Genomic DNA, 15,108 nt, shown 5'->3' with positions numbered 1-15,108 from the left:
TTGTGTGTGCTCATCCAGCCTATCTTGCTGCCCGTGGAATCCCACAGCGACCCGAAATTCTTTCCTCTTTCGATTGCATCGCCTTTGAAGTGCTCGGCTCGCCGCGCAGTTGGACGTTCCATGAAGGGAAAGAAAAGATTTCGATCGCTGTCCGACCGAGGCTTATTGTTTCGACTGCCGAGGCTGGCATCGATGCTGCCATAGCAGGCGTGGGAATCACGCGCGCGCTATCCTATCAGGTTGAAAAGGCGGTGGGCCGTGGGGAACTTAAAATAGTGCTCGAAGGATTTGAACCACCGCCTTGGCCCGTGCATATCGTCCATCATGGAGTGCGTGCCCTGCCGCTTAAATTACGAACATTCAGGGACTTTGTTGTGCCGCGCTTAAGAGAACGCCTAAGCCGGCTCAACAATCAGGGAGGCCTGGTCTAAAGCTCAGCAACTGGCAGGGAAGGGGTTGGAGAAATCCTCGGAACGATCAACTGATCCCCTTCAGAGTCCATGCGAAGGGATCTATTGTCCCCAATTTTATGCTAAAGTAAAATAGGCATAAAAACCTGTGACTCAGTGAATTCGTAAAAGGGGCCTACTCGATGAGCCATGATGATTCCGTAGCTCAGAACCTCAAATCGCCGAACCCGAATCGTATCAGTGATAGAGAAGTGGCAGCTTTCTGGCATAAAGCACTGACCGATCTGAAACGCAGGACTACTCTGGATGAAAGCCTTCCCAGGACGGTTCTGCTCAACTGGCGGGAGCGTGTGGGAAAGTCTTCCCATAAAAAAGCTGTGCAGTGTCTGGGGGGAACCCTGACCTTTGCGGAACTTGACGCCATGTCGGACTCCATCGCCCACTATTTCCTGACCCGCCCCTTCCTGAGCAAGGGGGATTGTGTGGCTATCATGCTGCCGAACCTCACTCAGTATGTGGTGACCTTGCTTGGTATCCTCAAGGCTGGCATGACCGTCGTCAATTGCAATCCTCTTTATACCAGGCCTGAGATTGAGCATCAGTTAAAAGACTCCGGAGCCAAGGTTCTGGTGACGCTGGCCAATATCGCCAAAACACCTGCGGAGGCCACGGTCCCGGGCCTTCAGGAAGTCATCATCACGGAAGTCGCGGATGCTCTACCTTTACCAAAAAGAATTCTGATCAACTCCATTGTTCGTTATGTGAAAAAGATGGTGCCCCCTTATCAGTTTGATGCTGGAATTAAGGTGACCCGTTTTCTCGATACATGCCGACCCTTGACCGACGAACAGATTGCCCGGGTGCGGGATCTGGAAAAGTTGGTGAACGAAAATGATATTGCCTTTATTCAATACACGGGCGGGACCACCGGAATTGCCAAGGGTGCCCAGCTATCGCATCGCAATATCTGTTACAATGTGCAGCAATCGTTTGGGGCCTTTTCTCCCGAATGGCTCGAACGGGTCCAAAAAATACAAGACCAGCCCGGGTCACAGAACGCCTTGTCGCTCTTACCCTTGCCCTTCTATCATATCTATAGTCTGACCTGCGGTTTCCTTTCCACCACGATCGGTTTAGGCATGACGACCACGACGCTGCCGAACCCACGGGAGATCAAGCAGCTTTTCAAGCTGATGAATGAACCGAACGTAATGGTTGTCGGGATGATCAGTACATTGATGAAGCTTCTTCTTTCACGTCCTGAGTTCGATACAGTTAAACTGGATCCCAAGACGGTTATTATTTCCGGCGGTATGCCGACGTCACCGGATGTGGCGGCGGAATGGGGAAAACGAACAGGAACCCGTATAACCGAAGGATACGGCCTGACGGAAGCCTCACCGCTGATTGCCGTGGCCGATCCTCTCAACCCGACTTCTGGCGTTCAAGGTTATCCGGTGGCCGGGACCTTGATAAAACTGCGTGATGAAGAAGGACGTGATTTGCCGCTTGGCAAGGGCTCCGAGGTCCAGGGTGAATTGCTGGCCAAGGGACCGCAGGTGATGGTGGGCTATCACAAAAACAAAGATGAAACAGCCAGGATCATGTCGGATGATGGATATCTGATGACGGGTGATGTAGCCACCATCCGTGCTGATGGCCTCATTGAAATTGTGGACCGGAAGAAGGATATGATTCTGGTTTCCGGGTTTAATGTCTATCCCAATGAAATCGATGCGAAGGCCATGGCAACAGGACTTTTGCTTGAATGCGCCACGGTAGGAGTGCCGGATGCGAAAACGGGTGAACGCGTGGTCCTCTATGCCGTTCCCGCCCATAAAAACTTGAGCCAGGAAAAACTCAGTGAAGCTTTGAATGAATCTTTAACTCATTATAAGAGGCCTTCCAAGATTGTGTTCGTGGATGCTCTGCCGAAGAATCCGGTCGGAAAGATTCTGCGACGCGAAGTACGAAAAATGGAAAGTCAAAAGTAGGTGAGGGTGGGACGCATCAGCGTTTTGCAGTGCAAAAGGAAGGTGGTGGGTGGCTGTCACCTTCCGCTGGGTAGGTTCATACTGGGGGGGATTTCATGGGGGACCACAGTCCCTTGGGCGAAGACCTTCGAGTTCCACAGCCGTGACGGATACCCGTCCTTGGCTTGGGACGGAGTCGTTTCCCTCTTTGATGGGGCGCAAAAAAAGGCTCAGGTTTGTGATCAGTTTCACAGCTTCCCAAGGTTTTTGAAAACGTTCCGGAGGGAGTTCCATGCTCGCGTTAAACGGCCCTTCCTCCAGTTCGATGGCTTGGGTCTGACCTGTATCCCCCTGTCCCAGAAGATCATGCGAGAGCCGCAGCTGAGCCTTCACTTTCTGCATGTGAACGTGTCCGCGAATCACAAGACGCCCTGATGGAGCGTAGCATCCCTCTGGAATCAAGGGCTTCCACGATATGCGGCAGTGTTTGACCTGGGCCGCAGAGGAAACTTTCAAGTCAAAATTCTCAAAGCTCAGCGAAGTACGACCGTCGTTCACGGTCGCCTGCCACGATCCTGCACAGTCTTCATTCAAACTGTCTGGTGTGAATGTGATAATCCCGGGCTCGGCCCCGACTTTATGGGCAGACAGGAGCAGGATATTGAAAATGAACTCGCGCATGGGCTCTCCCTTCGCGTCAGGCAAGGGCCCGGAGACATCCCGTCCCCGAGCCTTCCCCGAGTGATCAGTTGCAGGGAATATAAGCAAAGCGGTACTTCACGTTATTGGAAGTCGCCTTGTCCTGGATGAAGAAGGCATCCTTGGCCGTTGCTGTCAGCTTCGTGCGCAGGACCACCTTCTCATTGCAAATGCTCACACCAATGGCTGTCTGCGATACGGTCATGTTCCGGGAATTGCGTGCGATGTCGCGAGCACCGGGCGCGTTCTGGTTATTGAAACGATGATTGACGAAGAGGGACACAAGGCCGTTGCCGTCCATCTCAGCTGCACCCTGGGCCAGGAACTGACTCACGTTGATGAAAAAGCCTCGTCTTTGCGGAATGGTCGTTGTGATGACACATTCCTTTTTTTCATTGCCGGTGCCTTCAAGAAGGTCAAGATCCAGGTTGAAGTATTCGATGTCTCCACCCTGAGCATCAAAGTCGCCTGCAGCGCAGGATCCTGAAAAGCGAACATCCACGGAAGCCAAAGCCGAACCAGAAACGAGCAGAGAGAGGGCTGTTGTTAACAAGGTCTTCATGGGTATCTCCAAAGAATTGAGCGTTGTTTCTGAGGCGATTGTGGACGAAGTCGCGAGCCGTTGCATCTTATGACGACTCGGAACTTGTGATGTGAATTGCGGTGAAGAAGATCAGTAAAAAAATGTAGTAAGCGGTATGGATGGTGTAAGTTTCCCGATCACTCAAGAACTGCTGAGCGCCTCAGCCACGAAGACTTTCCTATGCGTGCTTTTGAAAAAGTAGGCATTGTTTACAATGAAAAAAATCCAGAGCAGAACCATGATCCAATGAACCTCGCCTGCATTGACAGCGAGGAGGGCACCGCTCACCGTAAAGCGGGTTAGATCCGCCATTAATTCCAGACCGGGGGCATAGATAAGCTTTCTGAAGACAAAAGTATAACCTTCCTGCAGCAGAATCCCGATAGCCAATGGCCCATAAAGTTCAAAAACCAGCGCCAGTCCCACGATGGCGGCTGCCACGACATGGTGTAGAACGATATAAGTGCGGGACACGGGGATCGCTGGGTAAAAAAAGTCAAAGATGAGCCAAACGCCTAAAGCGAAACTGCCTGCAAACATGATATCCCGCTCAAACTTGAGCATCGCATCGATGTGAAAAATTTGGCCCAGTATCAGGACCAGGGGAAAAATAAGATAAAAGGCGATCGAAGTGATATGGATCCTATCCAGCGTGCTGGACATATTGCGAGTCGATAGATACCAAAAGTCATTGTTTGAATTCTGCATGATGGCCTTTCTCACGAGACAGATATTTTCCAGTAGGAGCTGCGCCCTGGCACGAACCATAGAGCGCTATCCTTTTCTTATCCAGAATATTGCGCAGGATATCATAGGAGCCGTAAGCTTCCGATTCGCGACTGATGGCCGCAGGTTTATAGCGCAGACGATCCAGGAACACCTCAACGTTCTTGACGCCAAAACTGGCTTCGATCAAACGGAACATCGGCTCATCGTTGGGACTGTCGCCTATATAGAACGACCGGCGGCAGAGTTCGTAGTTACAGATCGAATAAAGCTCGTTAAAAAGCTCGATCACCGTCTGAGCCTTGTTATACTCGCCGAACCATATATTGATGTGGATATTGGAGATCGCAGCGTAAGCACCTTCCGAGCGGGCCCAGGCGAGGAGCTGCTCCATTTGATCGGAAGTCAGAATCTCGCCGTGTTCGTTGGTCACGGCTGCAATATCATGCTCGCGGGAAAATTGATCCGAGGCGAAAGTGATGGAAGGGAAATTCACCTGAAGCTGATTTTTCAAATGCGCGAGTTTTTGCTTGTAATCGCCGGGTAAGTGTTTGGACCGCCACATCCTGATCTTGCGATGATCCTCGTCCCAGTAGAAAGCGAAGGCACCGTTTTCTCCGATTACGCCGTCGATGGGAAAGGTGTTGATCATCATGTCGGCCCATCCCAGGGAGCGACCGGTGATAATCCAGATCCTGTAAGTGGCCGACAGGGCTTTTAGCGCATCGAGTATTTTTGGGTAGACCTGGCCTTGCTCGTAGGTGAGCGTTCCATCGAAGTCCAACAGGATATATCTTTTGTCCTTGAAGAAACGCGCCTCATCGCTCAGTGTTTCCATCCTATCTGTCACGACTCGGGCTTGCGTGCCATTTAAAATACTGGAATGGAAAGGCACCCTATGCGCTGACTTTTGCATATTGATCAGGAGCCCAGCACTGTCACGAGGACTCTTGACTTCAATCGCAAAATCCACCTTGGGACTATGCGCAATTGCGTAGTCATTGCCACCCGGGTAGATGGAGTCGCCGATGAATACGACTCGTTCATAGGGGCTGAGGTCGATTTGATCCAATGCCCAGGTCTTATCATAGTTTTTAGGAAAGATCTCTATGGTCTGAAGCCCGGACTTGATGATGGTGCACGTAGCGCCAAACGCCGCGATCAAGGCCTTATAGACTTCACCTTGGCTGTGTTTCAGGTGAATCGCCAGGGAAACTTTCTTCCTGCTGATACTATGAACGACATCGGAAATCCTTTGCTCCTGAAAATCATCAAGCCAGGAACAAATCTGGGGTACCTGGGACAAAAAAGCCAGCGTGTCTGGATTTTTTTGTACGGTATCGCAGAACTCCACATATTTTCGGGCATGAAGACCATTTTCAAAGAGCCACTCGCCGATACTGGCCATTTCCGAAACAGTCATGATGTCTTCGATCGACTGGGCGCAGGAGCTGGTCAGGATTTTATAATCGATGACGATAGCAAAAGCTTCCTGATACACGGATTTCGCCAGGGCCAGATCGGAAAATTTGATTTTATCGCGGCAGCCCCTGCTGTCCCGCTCAATGAGAGTTCCATCGAAATCGAGGAGTATGAGATAACGTTTCATAAGCAGTAGCGCCTCGCCTTGGTGTTTAGGACGTTATGATATTCAAGGTTTGCCACTGAACTTTTTTAAACTCATCAAAGCCCGGGACCCGCTGGCATATCCGCTGATAGTTGGGGTTCATGCTTTTATTGTTCCGCTGTGTATTCTGCGGGATTTTCTCAAGATCCGACGGTAGCTCCTGATGATAGACTTTGGCTTTTTCCAGGTAAATGACCTCGGCGCGGAGCTGATGGACCATCCGATAGACGAGGTCAATCTCCTCGTAGCCCCAAAAGCCGTCATAGGAGGTGTCGCTGCCTCCAACCCGCAGATAATGTTCTTTCTCAAGCAGTATGAAACAGCCGTGAACAAAGTTCCACGGATGCTCCTGCTGTGGAAGATTCTGGATCCAGGGGAAACGCCGGTCCTTGACCTTCCCGTAGTTGCTGGCCGAGGGTACTCGCGGCAGTTCCTTGATCCTGTCTGAAATCTTCGCATCCGGCAAAGGTTCATCGGGTATTAAAACGAAGACCCTTTCGCCGGTATAAATACGAGGGGACTCTAGGGATACTGCAGCCTCACGTTGACAAATGTCTGCCACCGTCGTCGCGAAATCCTCGTCTATCAGACAGTCTGAATCTGTGAAGAATATGAAGCGTCCTCGTGCGTTCAGGACACCGCGATTTCTTGCACTGCACAGCGAGAAGGAATGCTGAAGAGGGGGTTGCATCACCACGGTGATTTGCAAGTTCTCACGAAATTTTTTTACGATGGCATAAATTTCTTCAAATCGGGGGCTATTGTTATCCACGATGACCAGTTCAAACTTCAGCGGCAGGGCAGCAAACGCATGGAGATAGCTGCTGAGGAGGTTCTCAAATTTAAGGGTGTCGTTATAGACGGGTATCACCACGGACAGGTCCAGGTCGTCTTGCTGTGTCAGCTTGATTTCCTTCATAGTCGACCTCGGTATTAAGATTACATTTAGACTTCGGCAGGAAGAAGTCAGGAAATGCAGACAGGCAAAGCTCTTCATTCCTCCGTGAGACACGCTTTACTAACTTTTGATTAACAGGAATGCAAGGTGAATCCTGGGCCTGAAACCTACATTTCCGTGTTTATTGTCATGTAATACGACAGGGAAGAGGGAGGCCTGGCAATATGCAGTAATTATGGATGGAAACAAAGGAAGTAGGCTTCAGGAGGCAGTAAAAAGCGATTCCTGATTTTCGATATCCGGTTTGTGAGTGCCTGGTTTGCTTGCGGCTCTATCCATGACCTTATAGTTTTGAGCCGCTGGATTATCGCGTACTATGGCCCCTTCTTTCTCCAGATCGTAGACTTCGAATTCTTCAACTCGCTGAGTTAAATGGCTCGTTTGCCGGCAAAGGTGAACTCTCGGGAAAAAGTTGCAACTGGGATCACTGGCATTCTGTGTCGACGATGATGGGCGGTGAAGGCCCCAGCCTAACCAAGGGTTCGACTGTGGAGTCCGAAGATCATAAGAATGCGAATGGTTTTGTGGTGCAGAAAAGGAGAATCGATCTGAACGGTCGTCTGATGCTTCTTGTCACAGAAACCTATCAGAGTGTCCCTGAATTGGACGACATGCAAACCTATACAACTGCGCCCCCTTAGAACGAAAAACCGAGAGTCAGATTCAATCCCATGAAGCTCGTCTGCTTCACGGCTTTTTCGATGGTCTCATCCCAATACGCTTTATCAGCGTCCGTCCACGTCGCATCATTATACTCGTTTTTATAGCTCCAGGTGGAAGGACTGATGAAACCCACCCATTCGGCGCCCAGAGAGAAATAATCCCACTGCCATTCGTTGCCAATGACGAGGTGCGGCCCGATCGATTGACCCTTGCAGTTGAGGTGAGTCGTTACCGTGCCGGTGTCAGCGCTGTAATAATCCTTGATGGTGATCTCAAGCTTCCTTTGCGTTACGCCCAGCGCATAATAAAAGCTGTTCCCCAGAAAGGATTGGAATTCCAGGCTGTAGATGCTCTGTTTATAAGTAAGCCCGAAAAAATCCAAAGATGACATCGAGTAAGACAGGTCAAGGCGATTATCGCCTGGAAGAAAGAGACCCAGGTTCGTCCCGGTGCCGTTGCCTCCCCCATGCGCACCGATTTGAACCGTCTTCTTTTTTCGCGCGCTGGCGCTTTCTCCGCTTTGGGCTTGGGCGTAAGGAAAAGACAGGAGCAGCAGGGCTACGGTGCTGATTTTAAAGACTTGCATGAAGACTCCCTGAGTGGACACATGCAGCCTTATCGGTCTCTTCCATTAGGGAAATCAGGAAAGTTTTATTAACCTTAGGCACGAGAAAATTCTAAAAGCGAAGCATTTACGTGCAAAAAGGCGTTAGGAAAAGTGCCGCGTGTTCGGCCAGGGCGCCGAAGCGCCTGGCCGATTCGTAGCCGAACTTAGCGGAAAGAATTCAAACCCTGGATAGGAAATCAGGGAAGATCGGTGGCAAGGATGGCAGCGACGCACATTTCGTCGCGTGTGCCATCGCCCCAATCCGTATCCATGGGTTCCAGCTTCTGGCCGCTGCTCGTGAGCTGGTTTTCCTTCGTATTGTCCCAGACGCAGCTGATTTTCAGCATGTCCTGAGGCAGGAGATCAACTGCGGTTTGGTACTGATAGATCCATTGATGTCCAAAGGTGAAATGCCCGACGCCGTCCAAAAGGAGATCTTCGCTGCCATCCGCAGAAATTTTCCAAACCTTCATCCCTTTGCCGAGCAGATGCTGATGCGGAATGATCCCGCGTATTCTGATTCCTTTGTTCAGTTGCAATTCACCTTTGCTGCTCATGCTGCTCAGGTTGTCGAGAAGGCTTCCCGAGAAACTATGAGTCACTTCTTTCTGTCCCGCGGGGATCATCATGATGTTGGGCTGCAGCCATTCGGGATTCATGAAATAGATGAATTCCAAGGGCTCGGCGACTTGTTTTTGGGTTTGGAGCAGAACCTTGGACTGATCGCTGCCTCCTGCGCTGCCGTTCGCTGAGACACGGCTGTAGTGCATTTGAATCACAAAGCGGGTTCCGGGTTTGATGCGGATGCCTGTATTCTGAGGAAAGACCACATCAAGAGCCTGAGTTCCGCTTGTTCCGATCGTGCGGAATGGAGTTTGCGGATAGGCGGGTGTCGTGGGGGTTCCAAAACAAGTGTAACCATAGTCCGGGTCGGAAGCATCCATCGTATCCACCAGGCCTGCATACGGCGGGTCAAAAGCATAAAGAGAAGTATGGTGGACGATGCTGGAGTTGCCCGCCTGCACCTTGAAGCCGGTAACATAAAAGTCTTCGTTGGCATCGAAGTCGATGGGGAAACAGCGATATTCATCCTGTTCGGCTGCAATCGTCTGGTAGTCCTTGGCCATGGTCATGATCAGATCAACGTGCTTGATACTTGAGGTTTCCAGTGCAATCGGAAGACCCTCTTTCTGGGGATTTCCCTCCTGGGATCCGCCTTCCACCCAGGCGCGAATCTGCCTGATGCGCTCCTGGCTCAGGGTGAGATCATACTTCACCGGATGTTTTTCCAGCGCTGCTATACCCCACGGCGGCATGGTCTTGTTTTCCACGGCCCTCAGTATGGGTTTTGCCATTGCTTTGACAGTTTTGTAATCCTGCAACGAAAACGGCGCCGAGCCACCCACTTGATGGCAGGTGCCGCAGTAGGCATCAAAAATGGGTTTCACGTCTTCATAGTATTTTGGTGCATCCTGCATGGATCCCGGCTTATCCGGAATGGGGACTTTCGGTTCCTGGGTTTCGTTAGGGCCATGAGCATAGACCTGGCAAGCCATGGCCGATGTGAGCATCAAAGCAAGTCTTATACCTTGTTGTTTCATGACAAGATCCTTTTCAAGTCATCGTTTGTAATGCTTTGGAGATACAAGGCGGAATATGATGGGAAAGCCGAGAAGCGGCAAGGGACTCAGGGAAAGCTTGTTAAATCTTCAGAAAATCAGCAGGAAATCCAGCGCGAAAATTCCACGACCTCAAAAAGGATCGAACGAAAATACCCAGTGGCGTATGAGGCGGGGTTCAACGGCCATTCTCACGAATTTACGCTGGCTTTTTACCAGGTCGCCACAGACTCAGTATCCTTTCCAAATCCTGCAGCTTAATGGGCTTGCTCATATAATCGCTCATGCCGGCGGCCAGGCATTTTTCAGCATCGCCCTTCATCGCATGAGCTGTCATCGCTATAACAGGAACATCCGACCCAGGCGCAGGGTGTTTGCTGCGGATCCGACGGGTGGCTTCATAACCATCCATCTCGGGCATCTGACAGTCCATGAAAACCAGGTCGTAGGAAGTTGAGTCCAGAAGGTGCAAAGCTCCCTGGCCATTCGCCGCAGTTTCCACCGTGCAGCCGAATTTTTCCAGAAGACTCTTTACGATGACCTGGTTGATCGCGACATCATCCACAACCAGCACTTTTAATCCACCGACAGGACGCACGGAAGGTTGCGCTTGGTTTTGTGCCGGAATGGAAAGAACTGCGTCCTTGACAGGAAACGTCACCGTAAACCAGAACGTCGAGCCGCGACCGGCTTCACTGCGCACTCCGATCTGTCCCTGCATCTGTTCCACGAGGTATTTGCAGATGGATAGGCCGAGACCTGTGCCCCCGTAACGCCGTGTGGTTGTGTTGTCCGCCTGAGTAAACGGCGTGAAGAGTTTCTGTTGAGTTTCCTGGCTCATTCCGATGCCGGTATCATGCACCTCAAAACGAAGGGTCGCCGTATCCTTATCCTTCCGCGCGGTGGAAACGACGAGCCGTACCGATCCCTGAGACGTGAACTTGATGGCATTGCCGATCAGGTTGGTCAGGATCTGTTGCAGGCGGCTAGGGTCGCCGACCAGGTGTCGCGGAACATCCGGCGCAATTTCACAGTGCAGTTCCAGATTTTTCTGTTGCGCGGTTAAGGCCAGGGCGAGCTGCACATCCTGGACAGTCTGATCGAGTAAGAAATCGATGGATTCAAAATCCAGGCGTCCGGCCTCAATTTTGGACAGATCCAGAATATCATTGATCACAGTAAGAAGCGTTTGTCCTGAGCGATGAATCGCCTGAACAAAATCACGCTGCTCCTGGGACAAAGGCGTATCGAGCAGGAGACCTGTGATACCCAGAATACCATGCAGAGGAGTGCGAATTTCGTGGCTCATATTGGCAAGAAAAGTGGACTTTGCTTGCGTGGCTGACTCAGCCCGGTTGCGAGCTTCCTGCAGAAGGATATTGTTCTTCTTAAGAGATTCCGTTTGCATGGCCACCTGCTGCGCAATCCGGTTTTTCTGAAGCAGAAGCACGCGGACGAAGAGTCCAAGCACGACGGTCGTGAGACAAAGAAAAACGGCCGGCAGGATCTGCTGAGGCGACAGCGTCTTCAGGCTTCTCGATGCGACGAGTCGCGCACTGTAAAGCACAAGGATACCCTCGAATTCCTCGACCTTGTAAAATTTTTCCCAGGCCACCCCTTCCCTTTGGGTGGATGCATGAGGCGGACCGCCGTTGAAGGGATAAAATGCGAACTCATCCGTCTGTGAGTCACTGATCACCAGCTCTTCAAAAAAGGCTGTGGTCGGCTGCTGCGGGATAAGGGATTTCAACTCCAGGTAGATCGAGACAAATCCCTGCTGATGGCCTCGGGATCGGGTGAAGCTTGAGAGGAGGATCCCGTACTCATCCTGTTTGATAATACGATTGGGGGCCAGGATATCGAAGTTCCTGCAGGCGGCCTCGCCATGCTCGGAATGGGCAAAGATGGTTTGGCCATCGGTGCTGGTCCAGCAGATGCTTTGCAGTTCGTACATTTGCAGCATGGAAGCGGCAAAGAAGCGGAATTCGCTTTCATGCACGGAGGCGTGGGAGGCGAAGAAATCCCCTAGGGTCTTCAGGGCTATCCTTTTGCGCGCCAGCTCATTGACGATATTGCTGTGCCGTGAGGCGGCTTCATGTTCCAGGTCCTTGAGCCGGCTTTTTTCGGTCTGATCAGCCTCCCGCAGCAGGTAGAAGACGGCCGCGAGGCAGCCAGCGCCCATAATGAGCGCGGCGATGAAACCCGGCAGCTGAAAAAATTTGAGGGCCTCCCGTATCGTGAGTCGTTTCATAATTATCTCAGCATGGTTTGAAGATAAGGAGGATAGCAACTGCGCAGATAACGCCACTGCTTGATCTGGGCCTCGCGACCGACTTTGTCTGTGAGTTCATTCCAGCGTTGAGTCACTTTCTTCAGGGCCATCTCCGGCTTGATATCATACATGATGCAGCTGTGGATCGCGTGTTTCAACGCGGACATGTAGAGGTTATAACCTTGGATGTAGAGGTCGGGGATAACATTCTCGAGGCTCTCCCGATGCGCTTTAAGAAAGTCCTGGCTGTAGATGGAAATGATGGTGGGATCCTCATAATGCTCCAGCCGCACAGGATCGAAATATCCATCCCGGTCGCGAATCGAGAGCGTGCTTATGGCGACTGTGCTCGCGAAGAGGCAGAAGAGATAAGCCAGTTCCTTTTGTTGAGAGCGTTCGAGGACCACATAGTTCCAACCCCAGTTGAAATAGGGCATGGGCACCACGCGTGATCCGATTTTTCCCCCGGGCATGGGGCTGTGGATCACCTGATTGCGCATACGGGAGGCGGGACTCTGAAGATATTTCTGTGTACCGCCCCAACCGAGGTTGCAGTAGGTGTTGCCTTCACCGTAGGAACGGAAATTTTCAAAGAGACCGTTTTGCTTGACATCGCCGGCCAGAAAATTGGTGGCGCGAATGAGTTCGCGAAGAGCTTCGACGCTTGCAGCCTGTTCAATCTGCGGATTCATATTCGCATCAAATGGCCAAATGCCTTTGGCATGGAGACGTATCCAGAATTCCCATACCGTGTACTGCAGGGTGCGGAACAGACTGCCGCCGAAGCGATTTCGATCCGGTTCGTGGAAGAATTGCAGCTGGCGGTCCACCTCCTCCCAGGTCTTGGGGATGTCCAGACGCTGCCCAAAGCGGTCTTCATAGCGAGCGCGGTATTTGGGGTCCTCCAGCCACGATCGATTCATGAAGAAGAGATAGGCATCACCATCCGCCTGATACCCATAGAGCTGATCCAGGAAGCGGTTGCCGAGCTTATAGAGGCAACTGGAAAAGGAATCCGCTGCTTCATGCTGTTTCGCCCAATTATTTAAAGGTGCGATGACTCCAGCCGCAGCGAGATCGGGAATGGAGTAAGTTGGTGGCAGAGCCACATCATACGGCTCGGAGCGGTTGAGGCGATGCTCCAGCATGAGCTGGGACGCTATTTCATCCAAAGAGGCCTCGATCATCTGAACCTTGATGCCACTGCCCTGCTCAAAGATGCTGGCACAGGGCAGAAGATTGCCAAGGCTGCCTTTCGGGTAAAAGAGGCGAAGGCCGGGTTTGCTGCGACTGCGCAGGTTGCGTGCTTTTTCCAGTATGGCTTTGACCGTGGGATTCTGAGACAAGGCTTCGGGGGATAAACCTTCACGAGCCCACCCCCGCCAGGCAAAGGGAGCCATGGCGAGACTCTGAAGTAAAGTACGACGATTCATGCGTAAGGTCCGATTGGGAGAGATGCCGTGCCCATCCAAATCCGCAAACTCTCTTTCGGATTCTATATACATTTCGTTTCACGCAGTGCATAGCGGAACAATGGTGCTGAGGGAAAAGTCTGCTCTTTTTAGACGCCGCAAGCATGGCTTTGATGAGTCCGCTCTGTATTATGACCCTGGACAGGAACAGGTGGCTAACGCTTGCGCCCCTTTTCATTATGCTCGCATGCCGTCGAGAAACTTTCGTCGAGGACATTGTCCTGAGAATCAAGCACCCGGACAGTTATGCCATCAGCCTCCGGCGTGATCTCAACACGCTGATCCGAGAAGCCTTCATAGCTGGAAAAACTGCAGATTTCCTGGAGGATCGCTTCGTCCCGGCCCCATTTACCGGTGGGAAGAACATAGGGTCGTTTTGGGTGTAGATTGTTAGCCACACAGGAATAGCGGTAGCGAACTCCGGTATCATTGGGATGGGTAGCGTCATAGCCATCTTCAATCGTTTGCGTGTACAAAACCTCAACCGGCAGATTCGGGAAGTGTAGGGTGCGTTCAGGGAAAGTAAAGTTTTGAGTCGCAAGCGAGATATAATTGGTGTCAGGTGTGCCTCGCGGGACCAATAAAGTTTCTGGAGCAGCTGATAACGTTTGAATGACAGCTTTGCCGCTCTGCGTTTTGGATGTCCAGGATAGATCAAATCGGGTAGCCTGATCATCCTGAAAACTCAAACTGCAAATACTATCCGGGAGCTTTTCCGCGGGATAGTTCTCCACCAGAATTTCCGTAAACAGATTCGAGTCACAGGAAATACCAAAATCGTGCAGTTGATCATAGAGACTGCCATCGTTTTTAGGCCGCTGTTCATTGAGGGCAGGATCCCATTCTTCCTGCGGTGCATAGAGAATTTCATGGGGACTGACAACGCGCAGGTGCACGCGAATAGGAAAGTCAACATTCGGCAAGGCGACTGTGGTGCGGCAGGTCTTTATCTTAGCAGTTTGCCAATCGTTACAGTGCTCGCTTTCACAGAGAAAACCACAAGCTGTCACGAAAAGCTGGCTTTGCAGGATAAGAATTGTGGTCGCTAAAATCTGCCTTAGGATCACGATTGAGACTCCGCATGCTCAGGATTATCCATTTTTCATCGGCAGGCGGATTTGGAAAGTAAACTTCGCAATGTGTCGGCGTTAAGGAGTTGAGATGTTTACTCGAATATTCAAGAGGCAGGGCCTTCGGATAACGCATACCAGCAGTCGGGGCAAGGGAGGAAGGCCAGGCGGCTTCCTGAGAAACCGCCGCGAGACAGGCAAAGGCTCAGCTTCCGAAGTAATCCTTCAGACCTTGCTGATCCGCGCGCATAGCTTTTTTGCCTTCAGTCCAGTTGGCTGGGCAAACTTCACCATGCTTTTCATGGAAGGCAAGAGCATCGACAAGACGCAGCATTTCGTCAATGTTCCGGCCGAGGGGCAGGTCGTTGACAGTCTGCTGGCGTACGACGCCTTTTTTGTCGATCAGGAAGGTCGCGCGGAGAGCCACGC

At 51.5% G+C, this 15,108-nt stretch carries 13 protein-coding genes and 1 pseudogene; 3 read left to right on the top strand and 11 right to left on the bottom strand.

All coding sequences use genetic code 11. The features are described from left to right. The coding region (locus tag VFO10_RS22770) for a LysR substrate-binding domain-containing protein (protein ID WP_325144289.1) at window positions 1-431 on the top strand (431 nt) is incomplete at its 5' end. Window positions 432-592: 161 nt separating this feature from the next. Then, the gene (locus tag VFO10_RS22765) at window positions 593-2,404 is read left to right on the top strand and encodes an AMP-binding protein (RefSeq protein ID WP_325144288.1); all 1,812 of its coding nucleotides are present in this window, start codon (window positions 593-595) and stop codon (window positions 2,402-2,404) included. Between the two features lie 93 nt (window positions 2,405-2,497). Here VFO10_RS22765 and VFO10_RS22760 read toward each other — a convergent pair whose 3' ends face one another. The 5 genes from VFO10_RS22760 to VFO10_RS22740 form a co-directional block, all read right to left on the bottom strand. Continuing rightward, window positions 2,498-3,064, bottom strand: coding sequence for a hypothetical protein (locus VFO10_RS22760; protein ID WP_325144287.1), 567 nt, complete (start codon window positions 3,062-3,064; stop codon window positions 2,498-2,500). Between the two features lie 64 nt (window positions 3,065-3,128). After that, entirely contained in the window at window positions 3,129-3,644 is a 516-nt protein-coding gene (locus VFO10_RS22755) for a hypothetical protein (RefSeq protein ID WP_325144286.1), read from the bottom strand. A 162-nt stretch (window positions 3,645-3,806) separates the two neighbouring features. Further along, window positions 3,807-4,373, bottom strand: coding sequence for a hypothetical protein (locus tag VFO10_RS22750; RefSeq protein WP_325144285.1), 567 nt, complete (start codon window positions 4,371-4,373; stop codon window positions 3,807-3,809). Further along, the gene (locus VFO10_RS22745; RefSeq protein ID WP_325144284.1) at window positions 4,354-6,000 is read right to left on the bottom strand and encodes an HAD-IIB family hydrolase; all 1,647 of its coding nucleotides are present in this window, start codon (window positions 5,998-6,000) and stop codon (window positions 4,354-4,356) included. Before VFO10_RS22745 ends, VFO10_RS22750 begins: the two co-directional genes overlap by 20 nt. A 25-nt stretch (window positions 6,001-6,025) precedes the next feature. Next, window positions 6,026-7,015, bottom strand: coding sequence for a glycosyltransferase family 2 protein (locus VFO10_RS22740; RefSeq protein ID WP_325144283.1), 990 nt, complete (start codon window positions 7,013-7,015; stop codon window positions 6,026-6,028). A 398-nt stretch (window positions 7,016-7,413) separates the two neighbouring features. Here VFO10_RS22740 and VFO10_RS22735 point away from each other — a divergent pair, with 398 nt between their 5' ends. Beyond that, a complete protein-coding gene (locus VFO10_RS22735; RefSeq protein WP_325144282.1) occupies window positions 7,414-7,617 on the top strand; it encodes a hypothetical protein in 204 nt (67 codons plus the stop codon). Here VFO10_RS22735 and VFO10_RS22730 read toward each other — a convergent pair. The 6 genes and pseudogenes from VFO10_RS22730 to VFO10_RS22705 all read right to left on the bottom strand — a co-directional run. Beyond that, window positions 7,614-8,225, bottom strand: a complete 612-nt coding sequence (locus VFO10_RS22730) for a hypothetical protein (RefSeq protein ID WP_325144281.1) — start codon at window positions 8,223-8,225, stop codon at window positions 7,614-7,616. The genes VFO10_RS22735 and VFO10_RS22730 overlap by 4 nt on opposite strands. Window positions 8,226-8,443: 218 nt before the next feature. Beyond that, on the bottom strand, window positions 8,444-9,847 hold the full coding sequence (locus VFO10_RS22725; protein ID WP_325144280.1) for a hypothetical protein: 1,404 nt from the start codon (window positions 9,845-9,847) through the stop codon (window positions 8,444-8,446). 217 nt (window positions 9,848-10,064) lie between these two features. Then, a complete protein-coding gene (locus tag VFO10_RS22720) occupies window positions 10,065-12,116 on the bottom strand; it encodes an ATP-binding protein (RefSeq protein ID WP_325144279.1) in 2,052 nt (683 codons plus the stop codon). A 2-nt stretch (window positions 12,117-12,118) separates the two neighbouring features. Next, a complete protein-coding gene (locus VFO10_RS22715; RefSeq protein WP_325144278.1) occupies window positions 12,119-13,570 on the bottom strand; it encodes an ABC transporter substrate-binding protein in 1,452 nt (483 codons plus the stop codon). Window positions 13,571-13,764: 194 nt separating this feature from the next. Continuing rightward, window positions 13,765-14,676: a hypothetical protein gene (locus VFO10_RS22710; RefSeq protein WP_325144277.1), complete on the bottom strand. Its 912-nt coding sequence runs from the start codon at window positions 14,674-14,676 to the stop codon at window positions 13,765-13,767. A 208-nt stretch (window positions 14,677-14,884) separates the two neighbouring features. Further along, window positions 14,885-15,108: pseudogene (locus tag VFO10_RS22705) on the bottom strand (peroxiredoxin); the annotation flags it as partial.

The organism is Oligoflexus sp. (assembly GCF_035712445.1).
In the GTDB taxonomy this organism is placed as follows: Bacteria; Bdellovibrionota_B; Oligoflexia; order Oligoflexales; family Oligoflexaceae; genus Oligoflexus.
The sequence above is the reverse complement of the archived record's forward strand: the minus strand, read 5'-3'. Positions and strand labels throughout refer to the sequence as shown.

Excerpts from the sequence above, each read along its gene's own strand:
- VFO10_RS22720 (WP_325144279.1), bottom strand. The coding sequence starts at position 12,116 with ATGAAACGACTCACGATACGGGAGGCCCTCAAATTTTTTCAGCTGCCG.
- VFO10_RS22725 (WP_325144280.1), bottom strand. The coding sequence starts at position 9,847 with ATGAAACAACAAGGTATAAGACTTGCTTTGATGCTCACATCGGCCATG.
- VFO10_RS22755 (WP_325144286.1), bottom strand. The coding sequence starts at position 3,644 with ATGAAGACCTTGTTAACAACAGCCCTCTCTCTGCTCGTTTCTGGTTCG.
- VFO10_RS22760 (WP_325144287.1), bottom strand. The coding sequence starts at position 3,064 with ATGCGCGAGTTCATTTTCAATATCCTGCTCCTGTCTGCCCATAAAGTC.
- VFO10_RS22765 (WP_325144288.1), top strand. The coding sequence starts at position 593 with ATGAGCCATGATGATTCCGTAGCTCAGAACCTCAAATCGCCGAACCCG.
- VFO10_RS22730 (WP_325144281.1), bottom strand. The coding sequence starts at position 8,225 with ATGCAAGTCTTTAAAATCAGCACCGTAGCCCTGCTGCTCCTGTCTTTT.
- VFO10_RS22740 (WP_325144283.1), bottom strand. The coding sequence starts at position 7,015 with ATGAAGAGCTTTGCCTGTCTGCATTTCCTGACTTCTTCCTGCCGAAGT.
- VFO10_RS22715 (WP_325144278.1), bottom strand. The coding sequence starts at position 13,570 with ATGAATCGTCGTACTTTACTTCAGAGTCTCGCCATGGCTCCCTTTGCC.
- VFO10_RS22745 (WP_325144284.1), bottom strand. The coding sequence starts at position 6,000 with ATGAAACGTTATCTCATACTCCTCGATTTCGATGGAACTCTCATTGAG.
- VFO10_RS22750 (WP_325144285.1), bottom strand. The coding sequence starts at position 4,373 with ATGCAGAATTCAAACAATGACTTTTGGTATCTATCGACTCGCAATATG.